We start from the raw sequence: 17677 nt of genomic DNA, 5'->3' as shown, positions 1-17677 counted from the left end.
GGGCTCCGGGTTCCCGGCGGTCACCAATGGGCGCCGTGGCAGACGCCCTCGGCGTCCTCGGGCTCCACCTGCAACGTGGCGTGCTCGATCTCGAAACGGTCGTGCAGGAGCCGGCGGGCGGCGGCCAGCACCCGGGCCAGGTCCGCCCCGGCGGCCAGGGTCAGGTGCGCCGAGGCCACCTCCATGCCCGAGGTCAGCGTCCAGACGTGCAGGTCGTGTACGTCGGCGACACCCTCGACCTCGCGCAGCGCGTCGCGGACCTCGGCGACGTCCAGGTGCGGCGGCGCGGCCTGGACGAGAACCCGCAGTGCGGCCCGGCCCAGCCGGTAGGTGCGGGGCAGGATGAACAAGCCGACCGCCACCGCGACGATCGGGTCGGCGTACCACCAGCCGGTCAGTGCGATCACCCCGGCCGCGACGATCACGCCGATCGAGGCGAGCAGGTCGCCGAACACCTCCAGGTAAGCGCCCCGCACGTTGAGGCTCTCCTGGGCTCCGGAGCGCAGCAGCAGGAACGCCACGATGTTGGCGACCAGCCCGGCCACCGCCACCGCCAGCATCGGCCCGGCCATCACCTCCGGCGGTTCGCCGAGCCGGCGTACCGCCTCGACCAGCACGAAGAGCGCCACCCCGGAGAGCAGCACCGCGTTGGCCAGCGCCGCCAGGACCTCCATCCGATAGAGCCCGAAGGTGCGCTGTCCGTCCCGGGAGGCCCGGCTCGCCGCCGTGATCGCGGCCAGCGCCATGCCGATGCCGAGCACGTCGGTGAACATGTGCCCGGCGTCCGACAGCAGCGCCAGCGAACCGGTCACCCAGGCACCGATCGCCTCCACCACCATGAAGACGGCCAGCAGGGCGAAAGCGGCCCAGAGTCGCCCCCGGTGCTTCTCCCCCGCGCGCAGGACCTGCTGCCCGTGATCGTGCCCGGCACCCATCCGGCACTCCTTCCGCTCGCCACCAGCAACATATGCGGACATTGCAATAAGTGCAAGTGAGGTGCCGGAATCGCCGAATCGGACAGGAGGGGCGACTTGCGCCCTGGGTCAGCGCGCCCGCCAGTTCGCCCACAGCGCGCCCAGCACCAGGCCGGGCCGGGCCAACGCGCGCGGGTGCTCACGCATCGAGACGACGTCGTTGAAACGGCGGGCCGTCGTCACGTCGGTCATGGTCGCCCGGACGATCTGGCCACCCACCCAGCTCGACAGCCGGTACCCGCGCGGATAGGGACCGTCGACGTGCGGCAGCGCCAGGTCGGCGGAGGTCGACATCGACCAGGCGGCGTCCACCACGACCCGTTGCAGCTCGAAGAAGCGCCGGGCCGGGAACCGGAGGTCCGGCCCGGAGCGCAGGTACGCCGACAGACAGGCCGCGTGCAGCGCGGCGGCGGTGATCCCCTGACCGTAGACCGGGTTGAACGAGGCGACCGCGTCCCCGACGCTGACCAGGCCGCCCGGGAACCGCCGCAGCGCGTGGTAGTCCCGCCGTCGACTGTCGGCGTGCCGGTAGGTCTGCACCTCGCCGAGCATCTCGCTGTCGGCGACCTCGGTGAACTCGGGCGGGAACTGCTCACGCAGCCGACGCACGAAGTCCTCGGCGGTGCGGCCGGGCCGGTTGTCGCCGTAGCCGGCCATCATCGCCATCCACCGACCGTCCTCGATGGCGAAGTACGCCGCCCCGGCGACGTCCGAGGACGCCTTGACGCTGTTCAGCGCCATCACCACGGTGTGCTCCGGGTGCGCCTCGCGGCGACGGAACAGGGCCGTGGCGTAGTTGAGGTGCACCGGCATGCGCCGCAACGCGGGCCGCTCCCAGCCGGCCTCCGCCAGCCAGTCGGAGAGGCGGCTCGACCGACCCATGGCGTCGACCACCAGGTCGGCGTTCTCCACCCCGGACGCGGCGTTCACGTCGCACCGGACCCCGGTCACCGACGAGCCGTCGAGCACCAGACCGGTGGCGCGGGCGGTCACCGTCTTGACGTTGGGCAGCCGCAGGACCTGCTGTCGGATCAGTCCCTCCAGCAACGGCCGGCTGCCCGCCAGGCTGTCCGCGTCGTCGGGAACCACCACCTTGAGGCGTCCGTCGAGGTAGTTGCGCCGGGCGCCGGGCGGTGCCTCGACGGCCCCCTGGGCCAGGGCCTGCTCGCGGAACCCGGGGAAGAGGCGCTCCAGTTGCAGGAAGCCGCCGGGCAGCAGCGCGTGCAACTGCGTCCCCTGTGGCACTCCCGGCCGTCCGCCCGGCACGTGCAGGTCGTCGCGGTCGATCACGACGACGCTCGCCGCGTGGTCGGACAGCACCCGGGCGGCCAGCAGGCCGGCGATGCTGCCGCCGATCACCACGGCCGTGCCGAGGACCGGGGACGGCTGGTCGGGCGGTCGCACCGCGTTCAGCGCGGCGAAGACCTGAGCCGGAGAGAAGGACATCGTGCTCTCCAAGGGGTGCGAGGAGTGGCGCCGTTCCGCCGGGCCCGGCCGGTGATCGAGGCACAGGCAGGCCGCCGGAACCGGGCGGTCAACATGACGCTCAACGATCGTTGCACAGCCAGGGAACGCGAGGGCAAATCCGATGATCGGTGCGCCCCCACCTCGCGACGGTGCCGGCACGAGCACCGGCGATCGTCGCGTATTGGCTGCTCAGCACCCCCTTCTCAGGTCGTCGCGGCACCGTCGCGGGTGCTTCGCGGGCCCGCGTCGACGCGGTTGACGAGGTAACCGAAGGCCGCTGCGGTAAAGAACATGACAATGCCGTAGACGGCGGCCGGGATCCCCATCTGTGTGTTGTTCAGCAGCGCCGGGCTGAGCGCGATCGTGATGGCCAGGGTGCTGTTGTGGATGCCGATCTCGAATCCGGCCGCCTTCGCGGCGGTCCGGTCGATCCCCGCCAGCCGTGGCACCCCGTAACCGATCGCGAGGCTGAGCAGGTTGAACGCCAGCACCGCCAGACCGACCGCGACGAAGTAGTCGGCGATGTTCTCCCGCTCGCCGAGCACCGCGCCGAGGATCACCGCGACCAACACCACCACGGACATGATCCGGACCGGCCGGTCGAGCCGGTCGGCGACGCCCGGCACCCGGGCCCGGACCAGCATGCCGATCGCGACCGGGACGAGCACGATGGCGAACACCTGCACCACCTTGTCGAACTGCAGGCCGATGCTCGTCGCGTCGCTCAGGAAGTAGCCCGCCGACAGGTTGACCACGATCGGCAGGGTGAGCACGGCGAGCACCGAGTTGATCGCGGTCAGCGTGATGTTCAGCGCCACGTGCCCACCGAACAGGTGGCTGTAGAGGTTGGCCGTGGTGCCGCCGGGCGATGCCGCGAGCAGCATCATCCCGACGGCCAGTTCCGGCGGCAGGTCGAAGGCGAGCACCAGACCGAAGCAGAGCAGCGGCAGCACCAGCACCTGGCAGGCCAGCGCGATGACGGCGGCCTTCGGGTGCTGGGCCACCCGCCGGAAGTCGGCGACGGTCAGGCCGAGACCCAGACCGAGCATGATGATGCCGAGGGCGATGGGCAGTCCGATCAGGGTCAGGGCGGAGTCCATGACACGACATCGTTACCACCCGGTAACGCACTCACAATCCTCCATGTGGCCGGGGTACGCCGCCCGGCTCAGCGACCACAGGTGAGCGTGAAGCCCGCCGGCACCGAGGTGGTCGACGCGAGCAGGCCGAACGTCGTGGTCCCACCCGGGGCGAGTCGACTGTTCCAGCCGGCGTCGCGGACGGTCACCTCGCCGCCCGCCTCCGTCGGCGTCCCGTTCCAGATCGACTGGATCCGCTGGTCACCGGGCCAGGTCCAGGAGACCTGCCAGCCGTCGAGCGCCTCCGTCCCGGTGTTGCGCACGGTGACCGTGGCGACGAAGCCACTCTCCCAGCCGCTGCCGATCGTCGCCGTCGCGGCGCACACCGGCGACGGCTGGGTACGCGCCGGTCCGCCGACGATGTACGGGTCCCGTCGACCCTCCGAGTCGCCGAACCGGAACCAGTACTCGGTGTCCGGCGTGAGCCCGTCGACCACCACGTACCCGTAGCTCTCCAGCCCGGTGTCCGCCGAGGCGACCGGATCGCGCCACTGCGCGGCGTCCTCCCGGCTGGTGAAGAGGTGGACCGTGAGCGGCGTGGCGTACCCGCAGGGCGGACGGAACAGCAGCGAGTAGCGGAAGGTCACGCTCGTAGCGGTGGTGCTGTCCGCCGACGCGGACAACGGCAGCGCGGGTGGGCAGGCAGGCGGCGAGGTGGTGAGCGGGGCGGGCGGGGACGTGGCGGCGCCCGCGCCGCTCGCCAGGCCGGTCACGCCGACCAGGGTCAGTGTGGCGACGACGATCGTCGCCAGAGCGTACTTCTTGGACATGTGGTGTCTCCTCCGCAGGTGGCGGGGGCACCGGGCACGCAGCGGCGACCGGTGCCCGCGGTGCGGGCTGCCCTGCGCGGGTGGCGTCCCGCGCGCCCTGACGATCGTTCGCACGCCGGCCCCGGACGCGACTGAGCAGAGTGTTTCATTCGACAGCGGTCGATACAACGGACGACCAGCCGATCCACCCGAGCCGGACGGGCCGCGCCCGGGGAGAATGGGGCGATGCCCGTGGTTGAGGCGGTGGCCGTCGTCCCCGTACCCCCGAATCTCGCGTTCGCGATCTCGCAGACCACCATGCCGGTCCGGCGGCGGTGGGATCCGTTCGTCCGCAGCCAGCACTTCGTGGACGGCGCCGTCCGGCCGGACCGGGGCGTCCGCACGTTCACCCGGTCCCGGCACGGCCTCTCGATGGTCAGCGAGTACGTCTCCTACGCCCCGCCGACCAACGTGGGCATGAAGATGGTGCGCGGCCCGTGGTTCTTCGAGATGTTCGCCGGCGGCTGGCGGTTCGCGCCGGCGGCCGAACCCGGGCACACCGTCGCGACCTGGCGCTACCACTTCCGCTGCCGTCCGGCGCTGCTGCGACCGGTCGCCGACCGGATCGGCACCTGGCTGCTCGGCCGGGACATCCGCCGCCGGATCGCCGGCTACGCCGCCGGCTGCGCCGACCCGGTCGTGGTCGCCGCCGCCGAGCGGGACCTGCGCGAACGCGGCGACGGGAACCGGACCGACTCCTGACCGACAACACCGCCGCAGCATGCGCTCCATCCGGGCCGTCGGACTCGGCGGGGCGATGATCTGGGCAGCCCGAGCCCGGCGCGGCGGCCTCAGCGCACCGGCAGCGTCGACTCGCGCATCACCAGGCGGCTGGCGAACTCCTCGGAGCGGGTCGTCGCACCGTCGATGGCCGCGAAGAGGCGCTGCCCGGCCACCGCGCCGAGGTGCTGGAGGTTCATGTCGACGCTGGTCAGTCGCGGGCGGGAGTCCGCCGAGATGGCCTCCCAGTTGTCGAAGCCGATCACCGAGATCGCCGACGGCACGTCCCGGCCGAGATCACGCAGGGCGTCCAGGACGCCTCGGGCGATCTGGTCGCTGCCGCAGAAGATCGCGTCGACCTCGGGCCGCTGCTCGACGACCATGTACGCGGCGGCCCGCCCCCACGACTCGTCCCACGAACCGTAGTAGGGCCGGTCGCCGACCATGCCCAGTCCCGCCGTGGCGAGCGCCGCCGCCGCGCCCTCGGCACGGTCGCGGGCCGCCTGGAAGCCCGGCTCGCCGGTGATGTGGGCGATGTTGCGTCGGCCGCAGGCCAGCAGGTGCTCGATGGCGAGACGGCCGCCCCCGACGTTGTCGACGGTGATGGAGATGTCGGCCGGGTCCGAGGAGGGGGCGTACACGTAGACCACCGGCACCGGGATGTTGCCGGCCAGCGGCGGCCGGGGGTCGGTCCGCGAACCGACCACGATGAGCCCGTCCACCCGGCGCGACAGCAGCGCACGCACGTGGTGCTTCTCCCGGATCGCGTCGCCGCGCGCGTCACACAGGAAGACCGACACCTGCCCGGCGCCGAAGGCGTCCTCGGCGCCCATCAGAATGGGGATCGAGAACCGCCCCTCCAGGTCGCTGGTGAGCAGGCCGACGGTCCCGGTCCGGCCGCTGAGCAACCCTCGGGCCAGGGCGTTCGGAGCGAAGGAGAGCAGTTCCGCGGCCTCCAACACGCGTACCCGGGTGGTCGCCCGCACCTCGCCCCGCCCGTTGATGGCCTTGGAGGCGGTGGCGACCGAGACCCCGGCCAGCTTGGCGACGTCGGTGAGCGTGGGCGTGCGGTTGGCGGGGACCTCTGGCTCGGTCGTCATGCGGTGCTCCCTCCCAGCGACCGGCATGGATGCGGTGCGCGGCGACAGGCTGCTTCGGGAGCCCGCACAGGCACTCCCGACGGAAGTGACCTTGTAAAGGTTTTCGGCATTGTTTCGGTGTCGTTGCCCGGCTCGCGGTGTCACCCGTACCTGCGCGGAAACACTACACCGAAGTGTCCCGTCGACGCGGTTCAGGAAGGCCCCTCGGTGCCCCCTTCCCGAAACCCCGCCGAAACGTTCGCTGGCCGCACACGTAGTGATGAAAGGAAGGGTCCCCTGCTATACACGAGGCGTTAGCAGGGGACCCTTCCTTTCGTCCGAGGAGGCCAGGTGGCGGTCGCGTTCGGCCTCTCGGAGCTGTGGGATCCGGTCGTCCGACGCCACCCGCACGCGTTCTACGACCGGGTACGCGACAGCGGCGGCCCGGTCCTCCAGGTGGACCCCGCCGGCAACCGGCTGTGGGTGGTCGCCGGGCACGCCGACGTGCTGGACGGGTTGCGGCATCCGATGCTCGGGCACGAGGTGCACCGGCACCGCCCGGACGGCTCCACCCCGGCCCCGTACCAGACGTCCGAGATCGCCAGGATCGAGTCCCGGCAGCTCATCAGCCTCGACCCTCCCGATCACACCCGGCTGCGGGGGCTGGTCAGCGGCGGATTCACGGCCCGGGCGGTGGCCCGGTTGGAGCCGTGGATCGGTGCCCTCGCCGACCGACTCGTCGAGCGGGCGCGCCGGCAGGGCCACGTGGACGCGGTGGCCGACCTCGCCGATCCGGTACCGGTCAACGTCATCGCCGAGCTGGTGGGCGTACCGGAAGCGGACCGGGCGCGGTTCCGGGCCTGGTCGGCGGCGATCGTGTCGGCCGGGTTCGACGGCCCGACGGCGACCCTGGAGTTCGCGGCCTACCTCGACGACCTGGCGGCGCGCCGCCGTGCCGAACCCGCCGACGACCTGATCTCCGAGCTGGTGGCGGCGGAGGACCGGGCGGACCGGCTGGACCGCGACGAGCTGGTGGCGCTGGTGCAGTTGCTGCTCATCGCCGGGCAGGAGACCACCGTCGACCTGATCGTCAACGGACTCCGCCTGCTGCTCACCCATCCCGAGCAGTGGGCGGCGCTGCGCGACGAACCCGCGCTGGCCGAGGCGGTGGTGGAGGAGACGCTACGGTTCCGGGGGCCGGTGGAGATCGTGCCGCCCCGGTTCGCCTTCGCGGACGTCGAGCTGGCCGGTGGGCGGATCCCCGCCTTCGACCGCGTGGGGCTGTCGATCTGGGGGGCCAACCGGGACCCGTCGGTCTTCGACCGGCCGCACGAGTTCGACATCGCCCGCAGCGACGTCCGTCGGCACATCGCCTTCGGGTACGGCATCCACTTCTGCCTCGGCGCGCACCTGGCGCGGCTGGAGAGCCGGATCCTGCTCGACCGCGTGGCACGGCACCTGCCCGGCCTGCGGCTGGCGGTCGACGCCACCGACCTGGACGCGTTCCGCCTACATCACGACGGGCTACCGCTACGTGTGTGACGTCCGCGCCGCGCACGCCACCCGCCCGGCAGTCAGTCCCACGCCACCCGCCCGGCAGTCCCACGCCGCACACCAGGCGGCCCCGCACGCCCGGACATGCCGCACGGCGGGACGGGAAGCGGTCACGCGGACGTCCGGGACTCCTGACGGCCTTCGTCGCGGGCCTGCGCGAGCAGCCGCGCGAGTCGGCGGCGGCGTCCGCGCACCACGGTCCGCCCGGCGAGTACGAGCACCACGACCGCGAGTACGAGCGCCAGCTGCGGCCACGGGATCGACCAGACCGTGACGGTGGCGGTGGTGCGCCGGATCTCGGCGTCGGTCGGGTCGCCGACCAGGATGTCCGGGGTGAGCGTGACGGTGGCGGTCAGCCGACCCCAGCCCCACACCCCGTCCACGTGCGCCTCGGCCGGGCGGTCGCCGCCGGGCAGCAGTTCCTCCACCTCGGCCGGCCCCTCGGTGTCGAGCAGCCCGAACAGGTCGCGGACGGTGGCTCGACCGGCACCGGTGACGGCCACGTTGCCGTCGTTGCCGGCCGTGTACCGGATCCGCAGGTCGCCCGGAGCGAAGGGGTTCCACGACCGGTGGTGCGTGGCGGTGAGGTCGTCGATGCGGAGAGCGGCGACGGCGGTGCCACTGGCCCGCAGCATCACCCGGAACCCGACCCGGCTCTCCACCGCCACCGTTCCGCCGGTGCTGGTGACGGTCGCCGCGATGCCGGCCGGGTGGTCGCCGGGGCTGGCGTCGGCGGGTGCCTCGATGGTGAACGGCACCACCCGCGTCGACTTCGCCCCGACGCTCACCGTGTCGCGCACCGTGATCCAGGTGCCGCCGTCCACCGAGGACTGGTGCGACGGGAGCATGTTGAACCGCCCCTTGTCGGTGAGGTAGCCGTCGGCGGCCTGGAGCGAGAACACCACCGGGGCGTCGCTGAAGTTGCGGACCGCCAGGTGCTCGGTGACCACCTCGCCGGGGTCGAGCGTGCGCTCCACCCAGCGGCGGCCGTCGGGGCCGAGCGGGTTCGCCGGTTGGACCGCCCAGGTGACGGTGGGTGCGGTCGGCTCCGCCCGCGCGGGGACCGCCCCGGCCGGGCCGGTCGCCACCAGCAGGACCAGCACGGCCAGTACGGCGGACAGCCGTGCCGCCGTACGCGGTCGCCACGGGACACTCGGCACTCTCATGACCAGCCCTTCACACCGCAGGGGATACGGGTGGGGGCCGCCGAACTCTGGCGGCCCCCACCTGCGTGGATCACTCGAACAGGGACAGGGTCAGCGTCGAGGTGTACTCACCCGCGGCCACGTCGGCCGGGGTCCGCAGGAACAGGTCCGCGTCGACCGAGTACGCCCCACCGGCGACCGCACCCGAGTCGAACGTCGAGACCAGCAACTCCTGGTCGACCAGACCCACGTTGTTACCCGGCTGCGTCGGCTCGTCCAACACCGTCACGACCTCTTCACCCTCGCTGACCAGACCGGTGTCACCACCGTCGACCAGCCGCGGCCTCCACCCCAGGTGCCCGGCACCGATCGGCTCCTGACCCGCCGCCCCGGTGAAGTCGGTGGCACTACCCAACACCGCCCACGCCGCACCCGACGGCACCTCGTCAGCGGTACGCGTATCCGTCACCGTCACCGTCGGCAACCCACCCACGAACTGCCGCACCAACAACGTCGACCCGTCCTCGGTCAACGTCACCGAGTCACCCGCGATCGACATCGCCAGCACACCCGGCTCCACCAACTCCTCGATCTCCACGGTGACCCTCACGTCACCACTGTCACCCGGATCAGCCGACACCGGCGCAGCCGCCACCACCGACCCGACCAACAAGGCCCCGGCAGCACCCGCCGCCAGCAACCGCTTCCGATTCCATGTGTTCATGCGATTCTCCGTTGTCTCTCGTGGTTACTGGGCTTGACGAGGGTCGGCGGCACAATCAGCGCCGGGATGGTCCCGGGTGACGACGGTCGTCACGTCCGTGCCGTCGACCGAGCCGGTGACCCGCACCGTGGCGGTGCCGGACGGGACCGACGCGGCACGGGTGGTGAACTGCTGGAAGGCGCTCGCGCCCGGAGCCACGGCCGACACCGACCGCTGCCCGTACGCGCTCTCCAACACCACGTCCACCGGACCGTCATGGTCGTTACGCGCCTGCACCGCCACGTACGCCTTCCCGGCCACACACCGCGCCTGCACGGTGACCGTCACCGGCACCTCGGGCCGGACACCCGGATCGTCGGCGAACACCCGCCACTCGGTGACGGCGACCGCCGAGTAGGTGGTGCCGTTGCCGTTGGCCCGGATGGTGGCGCGCACCCTCGACGTGGTCACCGGGTCGAAGGAGACGGTGTTGAACGTGGTGGTGCTGGTGCCGTACGGCGAGGCGCCGGTCACGTCACGCCAGGCCGAGGTCGGGGCGTCCCAGTACTGCAGCACCCACCCGTCGGGCTGGGCGACGCCGTCCCCGGTGCCCTGGTTGGAGTCCCGCCAGAACTTCAGCTCGGTGCCGGTGATCCGCACCGGGCGGCTCCAGTCGTACTGGATCCACTGGGTGGCCGGGCGGCTGCCCGACCAGGTCCCCCAGATCTGCGCCTGGCCCGGGTTGGCCGGGTCGGCACCGTCGTTGAGCGCGGTGAGGCTGTTCCAGCCCGCCGTGAACGAGGCGGTCGGGGTGCCGATCGGCCCGATGTTGCCGGTGAGCGGCCCCGACAGGTCGGCCGGGATGGCGACCGTCTTGGCGGTCTCCAGGTTTCCGGCCACGTCGACCGCCCGGTACGACAGCGTGTGCCGGTTCGCGTCGGGGGCCGGGATCGCGCCGTCGTACGTGGTCCAGTCGCCCGTGCCGATGGCGTACTCGATGCGGGCGACGCCGGAGGTCGCGTCGGTCGCGGCGAGCGTGACCGCCCGGGTGGTGCTGTGCACCGTGGCGGTGCTGACCGGGGCGGTGGCGTCGACGCGTACCTCCAGGGTGGCCGGGTCGGAGACGTTGCCGGCCCGGTCGGTGGCGGTCGCGGTGACGGTGTGTCGGCCGTCCCCGGTGACGGTGACGTCGAGCGACCGTACGTCGGTGGCCTCGACCGGCGTGCCCGATCCGACCCGCGCGGAGATGGTCATCCGGCCGCCCCGGTCGTCGACACCGGCGGCCCGCACCCGCACCGTGGACCGGAACCAGCCGTCACTGCCGGCGCTGCCGCTGGGCGTGAGCGTCACCGTCGGCGGCGTCACGTCACCCTCGGTGTCGTCCGGCGAGATGACGGTGACCTGCGCGGAGACCCGGTCGGCGGCGTACCCGAGCACGGTCCCGTCGATGGTGAACGTCCGGGGCGCGGCGACGTCTGCGGGCCGTACCTCGTCCCAGTAGACCGGCACCCGCAGCGTCTGCGCGCCGAACGACACCGGCAGCGTGTCCGGCAGGTCGGTCTCGCCGACCTCCACGGTCATCGCCGGGGCGGTGACCGACTCCGGCTGCGCGGCGAGGACCTTCCACTCCTCGACCGCCACCCCGGAGTACGTGCTGCCGTTGGTCGACGCGTCGAACAGCGCGCGCACCTGCGTGGTGGTCACCGGGTCGAAGGTGGTGTTCTGGAAGCCCTGCGTCGCGGTCGGGAATCCGGTCGGGTTCGGCACGTCGGCCCACTGCCCGGTGTCCAGGTTCCAGTACTGCATGCGCCAGCGGGCGGGCGCGGCGACACCGACGCCGGTGCCCTGCGGCTGGTCGTTCCAGAAGTCGATCTGCGAACCGGAGATCCGCATCGGCTGGTCCCAGGTGTACTGCACCCACTGCTGCGGCGGGTTGTTGCCGGTCCAGGTGCCCCACATGTCCGGCGGCAGCGGGTTCGACCGGACGATCTCGTCGTTGAGCGCCTTGACCCAGTACTGCACGGGGACCGGCTCGTTGGAGACGGTGACCCGGGCCTCCTGGGCGATGTTCGGCCGGGGGGTGAGGTCACGTCCCTTGGCCGGGGTGGGCGTGACGAGCTTCATCCGAGGCGGGGTCAGCGAGTCGTCCCACTCGACCGGGTCGATCGCCACCGAGCGCCGGAAGTGACCGCCGCCCACGGCGTCGGCGGTGTGGTACGCCAGATACCAGGTGCCGTTGAACTCCAGGACGCCCGGATGGCTGGTGGTCGAGGAGACCGGGCGCAGGAAGGTCCCCCGGTAGGTCCACGGTCCCTCCGGTGACGCGGCGGTGCCGTAGGCGAGGCAGGCGTGGTAGTTCGCCGGGGTGCACTGCGAGGTCGGGCCGGCGTTGTTGCCGGCGTACGCCATGTAGTAGGTGCCGTTGCGCTGGAAGATCCAGGCGCCCTCGAAGAAGCCGGTCAGGCCGGTGACGGTGCGCGGGGCGCCGATCGGGGTCTTCATGTCCTGCTGGAGTTCGAGCATCCGCAGTTGGCTGAAGGAGCCCCACCAGATGTAGACCCGCTGGTTCGGGGCCTCGCCGTCGACCAGGATCGTCGGGTCGATGTTGTGGATGGTGTTCGGCGTGGGCACCCGCTGGGAGATGATCGGGCCGCCCGCGTGGTCGGTCCACGGGCCGGTCGGGCTCTCCGACACGGCCACCCCGATCGCGAACCGGTCCGAGGCGGTGCTGTTGCGTTCGTGGATCGGGACGTACCAGTAGTAGCGTCCGTCGACGCCCTGGATCACCTGGCCGGCGTACGCGCGGCCGGGGGTGGCCCAGGCGAAGACGGCCTCCGGGCGCATCAGCGACGGGTAGTGGGTCCACTCCCCCGCCTCGACGTCGGTGGTCCGGAAGGCGCCCCACTCGTTCATGATGAAGTCGTTGGTGGACGGTCCGGCCTGGTCGTGGCCGGTGTAGACGTAGAGCTGGTCGGCGTCGGTGTCGTTGCCGGGGGCACCGGCCCGCACGACCATCGGGGCCGGGTCGGCGGAGTAGTAGCTGCCGTCGCCGAGGATCGGGTTGACCGTGCTGGTGAAGGTGTACGACTGGGGTTCGGCGGCCTGTGCCGGACCGGCGACGCCGGCCAGGCCACCGGCGACGAGCCCGACGGACGCGGCCACGGCGATCGTCCTGCGCCAGCGGCGCGACGGCCGGGTGGAGGGTGGGGCGGCGCCGCGCCCCACGGTGGTGTTCACGGTGTCGATCTCCTCACTCGTGCGCGGGGGTGGTGGCGGCGCCCAGGTCGGACGCCGCCACCACGAGGGGGTCAGCCGCAGGTGAGCGCGCCGAACGGCGCCTCGAACTCCACGGTCACCGGCTCGCCGTCGACGGTCCCGGTGGCCTTCACCGTCGCGGTCCCGGCCTGCACCGACTTGGCGCGGGTGTTGAACGCCTGGAAGGCGGACTTCCCGGAGGCCACGTCGGCGACCGTCCGCGAGCCGTACGGCGTGACCAGCTCGATGCGCAGCGGCACGTCCCCGGCGTTGCGGGCGTTGACGGAGACGTAGACGTTGCTGCCGGTGCAGCGCGTGCTGGCCTGCACCTCGACGTCCCAGACCGGGGTCTGGGGCGGGTCGCCCACGGTGAGGGTCAGCGTGGTCCGGGTGGCCCCGGCCTGGCTGACGTACGGGGGCAGGATCAGGTCACCGATGATGGTGTAGCGGCCGGGGGTGTTGACGATGCGCTCGTCGAAGTCCCAGTCGACACCGATGGCCTGGTTGTCCCGCGATCCGTCGTTGTAGGAGACCTCCACCTTGTCCGGCAGGAACGGCAGTTCGCCCACCTCGACGGACTGTTCGAAGCTCTCGGCGCCCTGGATCGAGATACCGCCGGTGGACATCTCCGGCCGTACGTAGATCCGCGCCTCGGCGATCAGCCCGTACGCGTCGTTGGTGCCGTAGACCACGAACGGGTCGACGTTCGGCTCGGCGACCTGCTCGGGGGTGATCTCCTGCCAGTTGAACGCGACCTGGCCGCGCTCGCCGCTGGCGTAGACGGCGTCGAGCGTGCTCGGCAGCGTCGGCACGTCACCGACGCCGGTGCGGATGAGCACCGGGGACCGCACCGAGTCGACCGTCTCGCCGTTGGCCCGCCAGCGCAGCACGCCGGTGCCGGCGCCGCTGCCCTGCACGCCCCAGATGCGGATCCGCAGGTAGCTGGTGCTGACCGGTTCGAACTCGAAGTTGTTGAACCGGTTGGTCGCCAGTCCACCGGCGTACGTGGAGCCCTCGGCCAGCGTCACCGGCGTCCAGGTGGTGCCGTTCTCCGAGGTCTCGATGGCGTACGTGCCGGCGTTGGGGCGGCGGGTGCCGCCGTTGTCGTCGTACCAGTAGATGTCGGTCGAGGAGAGTCGCACCGGTGCGGCCCAGCGGTACTGGATCCACGCCTCCCGGGCGGTGCTGGTGCCGTTCTGCGGCTGACCCCAGTTGCCCCAGCCGTTGCCGGCACCGGGGTTGGAGTTGTTCGGCGTGGTGGGCTCGTTGACCCGCGAGTGGTTCTCCCAGGACGCCGTGCCGCTGGTGCTGATCGTGGCCGAGGCACCGAACTCCGCGGTGACCTCGCGCTCGGTCAGCGTGACCGACACGTTCGCCGTCGACCGCTTATCGCCGTCGTCGGCCCAGAACCGGAACACGTAGTCACCGGCGACGGTGCCGGTGACCCGGGTGCTCAGCGCCCGCGCGTCGGCGAAGATGACGCCCGCGCCCTGCGGCGCGGAGACGGTCTCCCAGCCGAAGGTCAGCTCGCTGTCGTACGGGATGCCGTCGTCGGCGGCCGTGGCGACGAGCCGGGTGGACAGGTTGCCGTCCGCCGAGCCGTCCCGGTCGGCGGTGACCTGTGGCGCCTGGTTGGTCACGTCCGGCACGTCCCGCCCGGACTCGAACACCTGGATCTCGCTGATCGCGGTGAAGTGGGTCGGGTTGTTGGTGAAGGTGACCCGGAGCCTGTCGGTGGTGACGGTGTCGAACAGCGCCTCGTTGAACTTGGCCGACGGCACGACCGGGTTCTTGAACTGGTCCGGCACCTCCTTCCAGCCGCCGTTGCCGTCGGGCACCTGCACCCACCAGCGCGCCGGCTCGCGGTAGCCACCGGCCTGCCGGTCGCTGACGAAGTAGACCTTGACGTTGTCGAGGCTCTTGGCCGAGCCCAGGTTCAGCTCGATGTAGCCGTTGCGCTCGGTGGTGCCGTAGTTGCCCCAGTACGGCTCGTTGGCGGTGATCCCGTCGGTGACGGCCGCCAGCGACACCGGACGCTCGGTCTCGGAGATCGCGCCGGGCGTGTAGTTCATCGAGGTGGTGCTCCAGCCGGGCGTGTGGAACTGCCGCCACGGCGTGGGCCGCACACCCTGCTGGGTGTACGAGGAGCTGAGCTGGGCGCCCTGCGCCAGGTTCGGCGCCTCCTCGGTGAGGTCGATCCCGGCCGTCTTGAGGTAGCTGACGACCCGGTCGTCGGAGATCGGGGTGTCCACCGCGCTCGGGAAGTCGGTGCCGGTGGTGGCGGTGAAGGTGACGGTCACCCCGTCCTCGGCCTGCACCTGGTTGGTGTTCGGGTCGTAGGTGACCTTGCCGAGCTTGTCGGTGGTGACCTTCTTCTCGCCGTTGAGGAACAGGCTGTAGCCGGCGCCCAGGCCGTACTTGCTGCCGTCCGGGTCCCAGACGATGGTGACGTCCTGACCGTGGTACCGCAGGTTGTTGACCATGAAGTGCTCGTAGCCGAACTGGATCGGCCACAACTCGATCTTGTCATCGGAACGCGGCTGGATGCCGCCCATGTCCTCGATGAAGATGTAGTTCATGTTGCCGAGCATGATGTGGTTCTGGTTGTTGCGGTTGTAGGAGCGCGTCGTCGGGTTCCAGTTGGAGTAGTACTCGGCCTGGTTCGCGACCCGCATGTCGGCGTTCGGGTAGATGCTCCACGCCATCCAGTCCAGCAGCCGCTTGGCGTACTCCGGGGTGATGTACTTCTGCTCCGGGTCGTAGTGGCGCAGCGCCGAACGGACACCGCGGTACTGCACGGTGAAGTTGATGTTCGAGAAGTTGTTCGAGCCACCGATCCCGTACACCGACCGGTCGTACTGGTTGGCGGTGTAGAACGGGAAGATCGGGAAGTTGTCGCCGTAGGTCAGGAACCGGAACCCGTCGACGTACTTCTCCCACTGGTCGGTCGGGATCAGGTTCTCGGCGTAGATGTCGTAGAGGTTCGTCTCCTTGGCCGGGATCAGGTTCCGGGCCGAGGCGGGCAGCGGGTTGGCCCGCCCGTTCGCGGTCGCCGCGCTGCTCGCGCCGTGCGACGTGCCGGCCAGGAACATCCGCATGTCCGGGCTCCACAGCCGGGTCAGGATCGCGTCCCGGATCTCGTCGGCGCTGGTCCCCATCGCGTCGACCTTGGCCTGGTCGGCGTCGGAGATCTGGTAGAGCTGACGGGCCGCGTCGAACGCGCCCCACACGTACGCCGACTCCGGCCGCTCGATCGTCCGCGCGCCCGGTGCCCCGGTGTTCACCTTCGGGAAGCCGAACGTGATCGCGTCGGCGTCGTTGCCCGGCATGTAGTTGGTGTCGTACGCGATCAGCTTGTCGTCGTTGCCGTCGTAGTGCTCCAACTGGCCGACGCCGTCGCCCTCGAAGTACTGGGCGAACTTGCGGGCGACCTGCTTGCCGCCGCCGTGCACGTTGTACGCCTCGAGTCCGGCCGTGCCGAGGTACTGCGAGTAGTGGTTGTTCCAGCTCGTGTGTCCCGGGCTGTCCAGGAAGGCCGAGGAGCCGGACAGCTCACCGATGTTGAGGATCTGGCCGTAGCCGAGATAGGGCGTCCGCAGCCACTTGGTGTCCTGCAGGTGCATCGGCTGGGTCAGCGCGACCGAGTTCTGATAGAGGTTCACCCCCTCGATCGTGGTGGGGTACTGGTAGACGTGGCCGGAGGCGTTGGCGTCGAGCGAGTTGTAGCGCTCGCCCCACCAGCGGTACACGATGGCCTTCTCCAGCGCCGGGTCCGGCACGTTGATGTACGGCACGTCCTGGGCCCAGCGGCGGTGGAAGGCGGTGATGCCGGTCCGCACGGCCGTGGTCGGCGACAGGTCGGCGTACTCCTGGTAGCTCTCCACCGTCTCGGGCAGCGTGGCCGAGGAGACCGCGCCGACCACCGAGAGCGACAGCGAGCCACCGGCCGGGACGGTGATCTCCCGGTCCAGGTTGCTGCCGCTGCGGGTGAAGCCGGAGCCGGTCAGGTCCACCCGGACGGTGTCCCACGGGGTGTCGACCAGCCCGTTGTTCGAGCCGCTGGTGATGGTGCGGGTGCCGGTGAGCGCGGCGTCGCCCGCCGCCTGGGTGGCCAGCGGGGACGCGGCCCGCACGGTGAAGCTGGCCGCCGAGCCGCCGGGGTTGGTGAACCGGATGGCGGTGACCGCCACGTTGTCGTAGGTGATGAACTTCGTCAGGTCGGCGGTGACGCCGGTGCTGCCGATGGTGTAGCGGCTCCTGGCGTGGCTCGGTGCGTTGAACCGGTTGGCGTTGACCTCGGACACGGTCTGCCCGGGCACCGTGACGGTGTAGAGGTTGCCGAGGTTGTTGGGGCCGCCGACGAACGTGTTGCCGGCGAAGCCCATCACGGTGAAGTTGTTGTTGCTCGCGCCGCGCATGTAGAGGGTGCGCCCTCGGGTCATCAGCACCGCTGACCCGAGCGTGCCGCTGACTCCGAGGATGCGGTCGAGGTAGTAGTCCGTACCGCCGGCGGCGAGGTCCTTCTCGAAGATCGACTGGTGCATGCTGCCGGCGGTGAACGGTACGCCCGGCCGAAGCTGGTCGGCGACGCTGCCGACGTTGCTGTAGACCGGGTCGCCGATGTCCATGACGTGGTTCTGACCGTTGGTGTGGACCCCGACGTCGCCCTCGTTGCCGGGCAGGACGGGGCCGGCCGCGTGGGCCGGGGACGATACGGCGACCGTCCCCGACACCACGAGCGCGGCAAGGGCACCCCAGAGGGGCACCCTCCGCACGCGTCTGCGGATCATCTTCTTCCTCCTTGATATCGGCGCGGGTGGGCGGGTGAGGCG

The 17677-nt window shown here is 71.2% G+C and carries 11 protein-coding genes; 2 read left to right on the top strand and 9 right to left on the bottom strand.

Going from position 1 to position 17677, the window contains the following annotated elements; all coding sequences use genetic code 11:
* Nucleotides 1-20: 20 nt before the first annotated feature.
* The 4 genes from ACQVFL_RS09015 to ACQVFL_RS09000 form a co-directional block, all read right to left on the bottom strand.
* A complete protein-coding gene (locus tag ACQVFL_RS09015) occupies nt 21-935 on the bottom strand; it encodes a cation diffusion facilitator family transporter (protein ID WP_396691395.1) in 915 nt (304 codons plus the stop codon).
* A gap of 108 nt (nt 936-1043) precedes the next feature.
* Nucleotides 1044-2420, bottom strand: coding sequence for an FAD-dependent oxidoreductase (locus ACQVFL_RS09010; protein WP_431729143.1), 1377 nt, complete (start codon nt 2418-2420; stop codon nt 1044-1046).
* Between the two features lie 224 nt (nt 2421-2644).
* On the bottom strand, nt 2645-3541 hold the full coding sequence (locus ACQVFL_RS09005) for a bile acid:sodium symporter family protein (RefSeq protein ID WP_396691399.1): 897 nt from the start codon (nt 3539-3541) through the stop codon (nt 2645-2647).
* A 68-nt stretch (nt 3542-3609) separates the two neighbouring features.
* Nucleotides 3610-4350 carry a cellulose binding domain-containing protein gene (locus ACQVFL_RS09000; RefSeq protein WP_431729142.1) on the bottom strand — a complete coding sequence of 247 codons (741 nt, stop codon included), beginning with the start codon at nt 4348-4350 and terminating at the stop codon, nt 3610-3612.
* A gap of 225 nt (nt 4351-4575) precedes the next feature.
* Here ACQVFL_RS09000 and ACQVFL_RS08995 point away from each other — a divergent pair, with 225 nt between their 5' ends.
* Nucleotides 4576-5091, top strand: a complete 516-nt coding sequence (locus tag ACQVFL_RS08995) for an SRPBCC family protein (protein ID WP_396691403.1) — start codon at nt 4576-4578, stop codon at nt 5089-5091.
* Between the two features lie 89 nt (nt 5092-5180).
* Here the strand turns inward: ACQVFL_RS08995 and ACQVFL_RS08990 are convergent, their stop codons facing one another.
* Nucleotides 5181-6209 (bottom strand): LacI family DNA-binding transcriptional regulator, encoded by a 1029-nt coding sequence (locus ACQVFL_RS08990; RefSeq protein ID WP_431729141.1) that lies wholly within the window; start codon nt 6207-6209, stop codon nt 5181-5183.
* A gap of 330 nt (nt 6210-6539) precedes the next feature.
* On the opposite strand from ACQVFL_RS08990, the gene ACQVFL_RS08985 reads away from it, so the two are divergent.
* Nucleotides 6540-7730, top strand: coding sequence for a cytochrome P450 (locus ACQVFL_RS08985; protein ID WP_396691406.1), 1191 nt, complete (start codon nt 6540-6542; stop codon nt 7728-7730).
* Between the two features lie 122 nt (nt 7731-7852).
* Here the strand turns inward: ACQVFL_RS08985 and ACQVFL_RS08980 are convergent, their stop codons facing one another.
* The 4 genes from ACQVFL_RS08980 to ACQVFL_RS08965 form a co-directional block, all read right to left on the bottom strand.
* Nucleotides 7853-8908, bottom strand: coding sequence for a hypothetical protein (locus tag ACQVFL_RS08980; protein ID WP_431729140.1), 1056 nt, complete (start codon nt 8906-8908; stop codon nt 7853-7855).
* A 70-nt stretch (nt 8909-8978) separates the two neighbouring features.
* Nucleotides 8979-9611: a hypothetical protein gene (locus ACQVFL_RS08975; protein WP_431729139.1), complete on the bottom strand. Its 633-nt coding sequence runs from the start codon at nt 9609-9611 to the stop codon at nt 8979-8981.
* A 24-nt stretch (nt 9612-9635) separates the two neighbouring features.
* On the bottom strand, nt 9636-12836 hold the full coding sequence (locus ACQVFL_RS08970; RefSeq protein WP_431729798.1) for an OmpL47-type beta-barrel domain-containing protein: 3201 nt from the start codon (nt 12834-12836) through the stop codon (nt 9636-9638).
* A gap of 62 nt (nt 12837-12898) precedes the next feature.
* Nucleotides 12899-17635, bottom strand: a complete 4737-nt coding sequence (locus ACQVFL_RS08965) for an Ig-like domain-containing protein (RefSeq protein ID WP_431729138.1) — start codon at nt 17633-17635, stop codon at nt 12899-12901.
* Between the last annotated feature and the right edge of the window lie 42 nt (nt 17636-17677).

The sequence above is a fragment of the Verrucosispora sp. TAA-831 genome, assembly GCF_050780145.1.
In the GTDB taxonomy this organism is placed as follows: domain Bacteria; phylum Actinomycetota; class Actinomycetes; order Mycobacteriales; family Micromonosporaceae; genus Micromonospora.
This window is presented reverse-complemented; position numbering and strand designations above follow the sequence as displayed.

Bases quoted from the DNA above. Each gene is read 5' to 3' on its own strand.
- ACQVFL_RS09015 (WP_396691395.1), bottom strand. From the start codon at position 935: ATGGGTGCCGGGCACGATCACGGGCAGCAGGTCCTGCGCGCGGGGGAG.
- ACQVFL_RS09010 (WP_431729143.1), bottom strand. From the start codon at position 2,420: ATGTCCTTCTCTCCGGCTCAGGTCTTCGCCGCGCTGAACGCGGTGCGA.
- ACQVFL_RS09005 (WP_396691399.1), bottom strand. From the start codon at position 3,541: ATGGACTCCGCCCTGACCCTGATCGGACTGCCCATCGCCCTCGGCATC.
- ACQVFL_RS09000 (WP_431729142.1), bottom strand. From the start codon at position 4,350: ATGTCCAAGAAGTACGCTCTGGCGACGATCGTCGTCGCCACACTGACC.
- ACQVFL_RS08995 (WP_396691403.1), top strand. From the start codon at position 4,576: ATGCCCGTGGTTGAGGCGGTGGCCGTCGTCCCCGTACCCCCGAATCTC.
- ACQVFL_RS08990 (WP_431729141.1), bottom strand. From the start codon at position 6,209: ATGACGACCGAGCCAGAGGTCCCCGCCAACCGCACGCCCACGCTCACC.
- ACQVFL_RS08980 (WP_431729140.1), bottom strand. From the start codon at position 8,908: ATGAGAGTGCCGAGTGTCCCGTGGCGACCGCGTACGGCGGCACGGCTG.
- ACQVFL_RS08975 (WP_431729139.1), bottom strand. From the start codon at position 9,611: ATGAACACATGGAATCGGAAGCGGTTGCTGGCGGCGGGTGCTGCCGGG.
- ACQVFL_RS08965 (WP_431729138.1), bottom strand. From the start codon at position 17,635: ATGATCCGCAGACGCGTGCGGAGGGTGCCCCTCTGGGGTGCCCTTGCC.